Genomic DNA, 590 nt, shown 5'->3' on the forward strand with positions numbered 1-590 from the left:
AACATTTTTCTCGGATAACCGAGCATATCGATCAGTTCATAATCCCAGTCCTTAGTAATCGGGCTTACAAGCTGTCCTGTCGTAGCTTCTGTGTACTCACAGGTTTTCTGTCCTGTAAGAAGGAAATGGAAATAATCCGGCACATGAAGAAGTGTCTCCGCCTGTTCCAGATATTCCGGATGTTTCTTTTTCACTGCCATCAGCTGATAGATCGTATTATAATCAGCTTTCTGGATACCTGTTCTTGCATAGAGATCTTTCAGGGAAATTGCCTTATAAACTTCTTTATCCATTCCCTCTGTACGGTGGTCACGATATCCTACTGTATTTCCAAGAACATTGTCATTTTTGTCCAGAAGTACGAAGTCAACGCCCCATGTGTCCACGCCCATACTTACCGGAATCTTGCCGATTTCTTTACATTTCTTCAGACCATTTACTACCTCTTTGAAAAGACGGTCAAATTCCCAGCAGAGTTCTCCGTCTTTCTTTACCATTCCATTCTCAAAACGATAAATTTCTTCCAGAACCATTTTTCCGTTTTCCATATGTCCAAGGATATGACGTCCGCTGGATGCTCCGATATCTAC

1 protein-coding gene is annotated in these 590 nt (G+C 41.9%); it reads right to left on the minus strand.

Annotation, left to right across the window (positions count from 1 at the left end):
* Nucleotides 1-590: FGGY family carbohydrate kinase (locus LJE12_RS19675; RefSeq protein WP_255610925.1), on the minus strand; the 590-nt coding region annotated here is incomplete at both ends.

Source organism: Blautia sp. DFI.6.71 (assembly GCF_020593585.1).
Taxonomy (GTDB): Bacteria; Bacillota; Clostridia; order Lachnospirales; family Lachnospiraceae; genus Blautia_A; species Blautia_A wexlerae.